Below are 5,772 nucleotides of genomic sequence, written 5' to 3'. Positions count from 1 at the left end.
ACGAGCCCTGGCCGTAATCGGCGCCGGCGATGATGATCAGCGGCTGCTTGCGTTCCATGTAGGTTTCGATGGCTTCCCACATGCGGGTGACCTTGCCTTCCGGCTCGATCCGCGCCAGGGAACCCTGTTGCACTTTGCCGTTCTCGTCCACCGCCATTTCGTTGATCAGCTTGGGGTTGGCGAAGGTGGCCCGCTGGGCGGTCAGGTGATCGCCCCGGTGGGTGGCGTAGGAGTTAAAGTCTTCCTCCGGTACACCCATTTTGTGCAGGTATTCACCGGCCGCGCTGTCCATCATGATGGCGTTGGAAGGCGACAGGTGATCGGTGGTGATGTTGTCCGGCAGTATCGCCAGGGGCCGCATGCCCTTCATGGTGCGCTCGCCTGCAAGCGCGCCTTCCCAATAGGGCGGGCGGCGGATGTAGGTGCTCATTTTGCGCCAGTCGTACAGCGGATCGGTTTGCGCCTGGGCTTCCCGGGTCACATCAAACATGGGGATGTAAGTGGCGCGGAACTGCTCCGGCTTCACCGATTTCTTGACGATGGCGTCGATTTCTTCATCGCTGGGCCAGATGTCTTTCAGGGTGACGGGGTTGCCGTCCTTGTCGTAGCCCAGGGCATCTTTTTCGATATCGAAGCGGATGGTACCGGCGATGGCGTACGCAACCACCAGCGGCGGCGAGGCCAGGAACGCCTGTTTGGCGTAGGGATGGATGCGGCCATCGAAGTTGCGGTTACCAGACAGTACCGCGGTGGCGTAAAGATCACGGTCCACCACTTCTTTCTGGATAACCGGATCCAGGGCGCCACTCATGCCGTTACAGGTGGTGCAGGCAAAGGCCACGACGCCAAAGCCGAGGTTTTCCAGCTCCGACAGCAGGTTGGCTTCTTCCAGGTACATCTTGACGGTCTTGGAGCCCGGCGCCAGGGAGGACTTCACCCAGGGCTTGCGGGTCAGGCCCAGCTTGTTGGCGTTACGGGCGATAAGACCGGCGGAAACCATGTTGCGGGGGTTGCTGGTGTTGGTGCAGCTGGTGATGGCGGCGATGATCACGGCGCCATCCGGCATCAGGCCTTCTTCCTTCTCCCACTTGCCGGCTATGCCACGGGCCGCCAGTTCGGAGGTGGGCAGATGGGCGTGGGGGTTAGAAGGGCCTGCCAGGGTGCGCGCAACGCTGGACAGATCAAAGCGCAGGATACGTCCGTATTCGGCGGTCTTCAGGCTGTCGGCCCAGAGGCCGGTGTGCTTGGCGTACTGTTCCACCAGAGCAACCTGGTCGTCTTCACGGCCGGTCAGCTTCAGGTAGTCGATGGTCTGGCCATCGATGTAGAACATGGCAGCAGTAGCGCCGTATTCCGGGGTCATGTTGGAGATGGTAGCCCGGTCGCCCACAGTCAGGCTGTCTGCGCCTTCACCGTAGAACTCCAGGTAGGCACCCACCACCCGCTCCCTGCGCAGGAATTCGGTGATAGCCAGCACCATGTCGGTACTGGTGATGCCCGGCTGCAGCTTGCCGGTCAGCTCGACGCCGACGATGTCCGGCACCCGCATCATGGAGGCTCGGCCCAGCATCACGCTCTCGGCTTCCAGACCACCCACACCTACGGAAATGACGCCCAGGGCGTCCACCATCGGGGTATGGCTGTCGGTGCCGACACAGGTGTCCGGAAAGGCCACGCCGTCACGCACCTGAACCACCGGAGACATTTTCTCCAGGTTGATCTGGTGCATGATGCCGTTGCCCGGCGGAATCACATCCACGTTCTTGAACGCGGTTTTGGTCCAGTTGATGAAGTGGAACCGGTCGTCGTTACGACGGTCTTCCACCGCGCGGTTAAGCTCGAAGGCGTCCTTCTCGAAGCCGGCGTGCTCAACCGCCAGGGAGTGATCCACGATCAGCTGAGTGGGTACTACCGGATTGACCTTGGCGGGATCACCGCCCTTCAGGGCAATGGCATCACGCAGACCGGCCAGATCCACCAGCGCGGTCTGACCCAGAATGTCGTGGCAGACCACACGGGCCGGGTACCAGGGAAAATCCAGGTCCTGCTTGTTCTCGATAAACTGCTTCAGGGCATCGGTGAGGTCTGCCGGATCGCAGCGGCGAACCAGCTGCTCGGCCAGCACCCGTGAGGTGTACGGCAGTTTGTCGTAGGCGCCGGGCTGGATGTCTTCGATGGCCTCGCGGGTGTCGAAGTAGTCCAGGTCGGTGCCGGGGAGTTTTTTACGGTATTGGGTGTTCATGTCTTGGCCTTCTGAAAAAGGTTTTGGCTACGGATTCCGCTTGCTCTGAGCCACGCGCCCTTCGACAGGCTCAGGGCGAACGGTGCTTTCACCCTGAGCCAAACGCCTCGTGCATCCTGAGCTTGTCGAAGGACACAACTCCGCGTCCGGTGATCACACCATTCGACGGGCTCAGGGCGAACGGAGTTTTGGCTCAGGGCGAACGGGTGTCGGACCTTGGACCCCGTTCGTCCTGAGCCTGTCGAAGGACGGTGGATTCCGTGGCTAATCAGTAGTCGTTACGAGCGCTTCTCGATGGGCACCCAGTCCGCATGTTCCGGGCCGGTGTAGTCGGCGCTCGGGCGGATGATGCGGTTGTTGGCGCGCTGCTCCATCACGTGGGCGGTCCAGCCGGCGACCCGTGAGCAGACGAAGATCGGGGTAAACAGCGCCGTGGGAATGCCCATGAAGTAATAGGCGGAGGCGTGGAAGAAGTCGGCGTTGCAGAACAGTTTCTTCTCGCGCCACATGACCGCTTCGACCCGCTCGGAGACCGGATAAAGCACGGTGTCACCCACCTGCTTCGACAGCTTCTCGGACCATTCCTTGATGATGGCGTTGCGGGGATCCGAGGTGCTGTAGATGGCGTGACCAAAGCCCATGATCTTGTCTTTGCGGGCCAGCATGCCCATGATTTTTTCTTCCGCTTCGTCGGCGGATTTCCAGTTCTCGATCATCGCCATGGCGGCTTCGTTGGCGCCACCGTGCAGCGGACCACGCAGGGAACCGATAGCACCGGTCACGCAGCTATGGATGTCCGACAGGGTGGAGGCACAGACCCGGGCGGTGAAGGTAGAGGCGTTGAATTCGTGCTCGGCGTACAGGATGAGCGACGCGTGCATCACCTTCACGTGCAGGGGATCCGGCTTCTCGTCGTGCAGGGTCCACAGGAAATGCTCGGCAATGGAGTCTGCTGCGGTGTCGGTCTGGATGCGCTTGCCCTTGTGGGCGAAGTTGTACCAGTAGTTGATGATGGACGGGAACACCGCCAGCATCCGGTCGATGTGATCCAACTGGTCAGAGAAGTCGTTCTTCTCGGTTTCCAGGTTACCCAGCATGGAGCAGCCGGTGCGCATCACGTCCATGGGGTGGGCGTCTTTCGGGATCTGCTCCAGCACGGTTTTGAGGGCATCCGGCAGACCGCGCAGGCCGCTCAGTTTTTCCTGGTAGGCGTCCAGCTCGGACTGATTTGGCAGCTTGCCGCGAAGTAGCAGGTAGGCCACTTCCTCGAATTTGGCGTTGTCGGCCAGCTCGCGGATATCAATACCGCGATAGGTCAGACCTGAACCGGTTTTACCCACGGTACACAGGGCCGTTTCACCAGCGACCTGACCACGCAGGCCTGCGCCACTCAGTTTTTTTGCTTCAGCCATTGTTGTTCTCCTCAATCAGAATAGGTTGTCAGTCGCTGTCAGTCTTTCTTCTGCTGGAAGAGTTCATCCAGCTTCTGCTCAAACGAGTGATAGTTAAGGAAATCATAGAGTTCCATGCGAGTCTGCATGGTATCTACCACGTCCTTCTGGTCGCCTTTATCAAGAATATTCTGGTACACCGCCAGTGCGGCCTTGTTCATGGCACGGAAGGCGCTCAGGGGGTACAGAACCATATCGGCACCGGCCTCGGCAAGTTCCTTGCGGTTGTACAGGGGGGTGGCACCAAATTCCGTAATGTTGGCGAGAATCGGCACGTCGAGGGCATCGGAGAACGCCTTGTAGTGCTCAAGCTCGGTAACGGCTTCAGCGAAGATGGCATCGGCACCCGCCTCAACACAGGCCTGGGCCCGTTCGATAGCGGCTTCCAGACCTTCTTTCTGGAAGGCGTCGGTACGGGCCATGATGAAGAAATCTTCGTCCTGACGGGCATCGGCACAGGCCTTGATGCGATCAACCATCTCGTCTTTGGAGACGATTTCCTTGTTGGGACGGTGGCCGCAGCGCTTCTGGGCCACCTGGTCTTCGATGTGCACGGCGGCAGCACCGGCACGTTCCATTTCCTTGATGGTACGGCCAATGTTGAAGGCGCCGCCCCAGCCGGTATCGATATCCACCAGCAGCGGTACCTCTGTGGCCGCTGTGATGCGACGGACGTCTTCGATGACATCGTTGAGGCTGGTCATGCCCAGATCCGGCAGCCCGTAGGAGGCATTGGCGACGCCACCGCCGGACAGGTAAATGGCCTGGTGCCCTACCCGCTCCGCCATCATGGCGGTGTAGGCATTAATGGTGCCCACGATCTGCAGGGGGGTGTTTTCTTTCAGGGCTTTGCGGAATCGTGCTCCGGCGGACAGTCTGCTGCTCATATCAAAATACCTCGTCTTATATTCTTTATGATCAAATGGTTAAAAGGCCTTCTTGAATCTTTTTCTCAATATTCTGGCGGGCTGCATTAATGTGTCGTTTCATCAGGAATTCGGCCAGTTCGCCGTCTCGCTGGGCGATGGCCTCCACAATACGACGATGCTCACCCAGAGCTTTGTGGGGGCGGCCGGCGGATGTACTCAGGCGATAGCGGTACATGCGTACCATGTAGTAAAGATCACCCAGCAGCATTTGTGCGAGCTTGGTGTTGCGGCTGCCGGTGGCGATGCGGTAATGAAAATCGTAATCCCCTTCCGCCTGGTAATAGGCCTGGCCCCGGACCTGCTCGATCATGGTTTCGTGACTGTCGAGGGTGGCCATCAGATCCGCGATTTCCTGTTCGGTCATCCGTTCCGCCGCCTGGCGCGCTGCCAGTCCTTCCATTACCTCGCGAATGCGGTACAGCTCCATCAGTTCCTCGGCGCTGACCGACACTACCTTGACGCCGGCGTGGGGGCGGCGTATCAACAGACCGCGGGATTCAAGACGCCCCAGAGCCTCCCGCAAGGGGCCACGGGTCAGGTTGAAGCGATCGCACAGCTCTACCTCACCGATTTTCTCACCGGGAACCAGATCACCTTTTACAATGGCTGTTTGCAGACAATCAAAGGCGTCGTCGGCCCGGGTTTGAGATTGATTCGTTGCCAGCATGGTTATTTGTCAACAATAGGGGCTGATTTCAAGTCGAAACTACGCCAGAAGGACGTTTTTGTCAACAATTCATCAGATAGCACTACATATCTTGCCAACAATCAGCTTGCTTAATCATACCAGTCTGGCCCTCCCGATTTATCAAGAAGTCCGGTACACTGTTGATCGGCATCACGTTTTAGCCCGCTGACGGTGGGTTGCAGCCCTCTATCCATGTATCGAAATTGAAAAAGGAAGCTCCATGATCAGGAAATGTCTGTTCCCTGTCGCCGGTTACGGCACCCGTTTCTTGCCGGCCACCAAGGCCATGCCCAAGGAAATCCTGCCGATTGTAAACAAGCCGCTGGTGCAGTACGGCGTTGAAGAAGCTGCCGACGCGGGTATCCATGAATTCGGTTTCGTTACCGGTCGTGGCAAGCGGGCCATTGAAGATCATTTCGACATCAGCTACGAGCTGGAGCATCAGATTGCCGGCAGTGGCAA

5 protein-coding genes are annotated in these 5,772 nt (G+C 58.9%); 1 reads left to right on the top strand and 4 read right to left on the bottom strand.

The window, feature by feature from the left end; translation table 11 throughout:
* The 4 genes from acnD to AAC035_RS17905 all read right to left on the bottom strand — a co-directional run.
* The coding region (gene acnD, locus AAC035_RS17920; RefSeq protein WP_339806461.1) for a Fe/S-dependent 2-methylisocitrate dehydratase AcnD at positions 1-2,242 on the bottom strand (2,242 nt) is incomplete at its 3' end.
* A gap of 278 nt (positions 2,243-2,520) precedes the next feature.
* Entirely contained in the window at positions 2,521-3,654 is a 1,134-nt protein-coding gene (gene prpC, locus AAC035_RS17915) for a 2-methylcitrate synthase (protein ID WP_339806460.1), read from the bottom strand.
* A 38-nt stretch (positions 3,655-3,692) separates the two neighbouring features.
* Positions 3,693-4,580 carry a methylisocitrate lyase gene (prpB, locus tag AAC035_RS17910; RefSeq protein ID WP_339806459.1) on the bottom strand — a complete coding sequence of 296 codons (888 nt, stop codon included), beginning with the start codon at positions 4,578-4,580 and terminating at the stop codon, positions 3,693-3,695.
* 31 nt (positions 4,581-4,611) lie between these two features.
* Positions 4,612-5,289, bottom strand: a complete 678-nt coding sequence (locus tag AAC035_RS17905; RefSeq protein WP_339806458.1) for a GntR family transcriptional regulator — start codon at positions 5,287-5,289, stop codon at positions 4,612-4,614.
* A gap of 241 nt (positions 5,290-5,530) precedes the next feature.
* On the opposite strand from AAC035_RS17905, the gene AAC035_RS17900 reads away from it, so the two are divergent.
* The coding region (locus AAC035_RS17900) for a sugar phosphate nucleotidyltransferase (RefSeq protein WP_339806457.1) at positions 5,531-5,772 on the top strand (242 nt) is incomplete at its 3' end.

This window comes from uncultured Marinobacter sp. (genome assembly GCF_963974375.1).
In the GTDB taxonomy this organism is placed as follows: Bacteria; Pseudomonadota; Gammaproteobacteria; order Pseudomonadales; family Oleiphilaceae; genus Marinobacter.
This window is presented reverse-complemented; position numbering and strand designations above follow the sequence as displayed.

What these genes read in the sequence shown, in the direction of transcription:
- AAC035_RS17905 (WP_339806458.1), bottom strand. Translation starts at nt 5,289, where the DNA reads ATGCTGGCAACGAATCAATCTCAAACCCGGGCCGACGACGCCTTTGAT.
- prpB (WP_339806459.1), bottom strand. Translation starts at nt 4,580, where the DNA reads ATGAGCAGCAGACTGTCCGCCGGAGCACGATTCCGCAAAGCCCTGAAA.
- prpC (WP_339806460.1), bottom strand. Translation starts at nt 3,654, where the DNA reads ATGGCTGAAGCAAAAAAACTGAGTGGCGCAGGCCTGCGTGGTCAGGTC.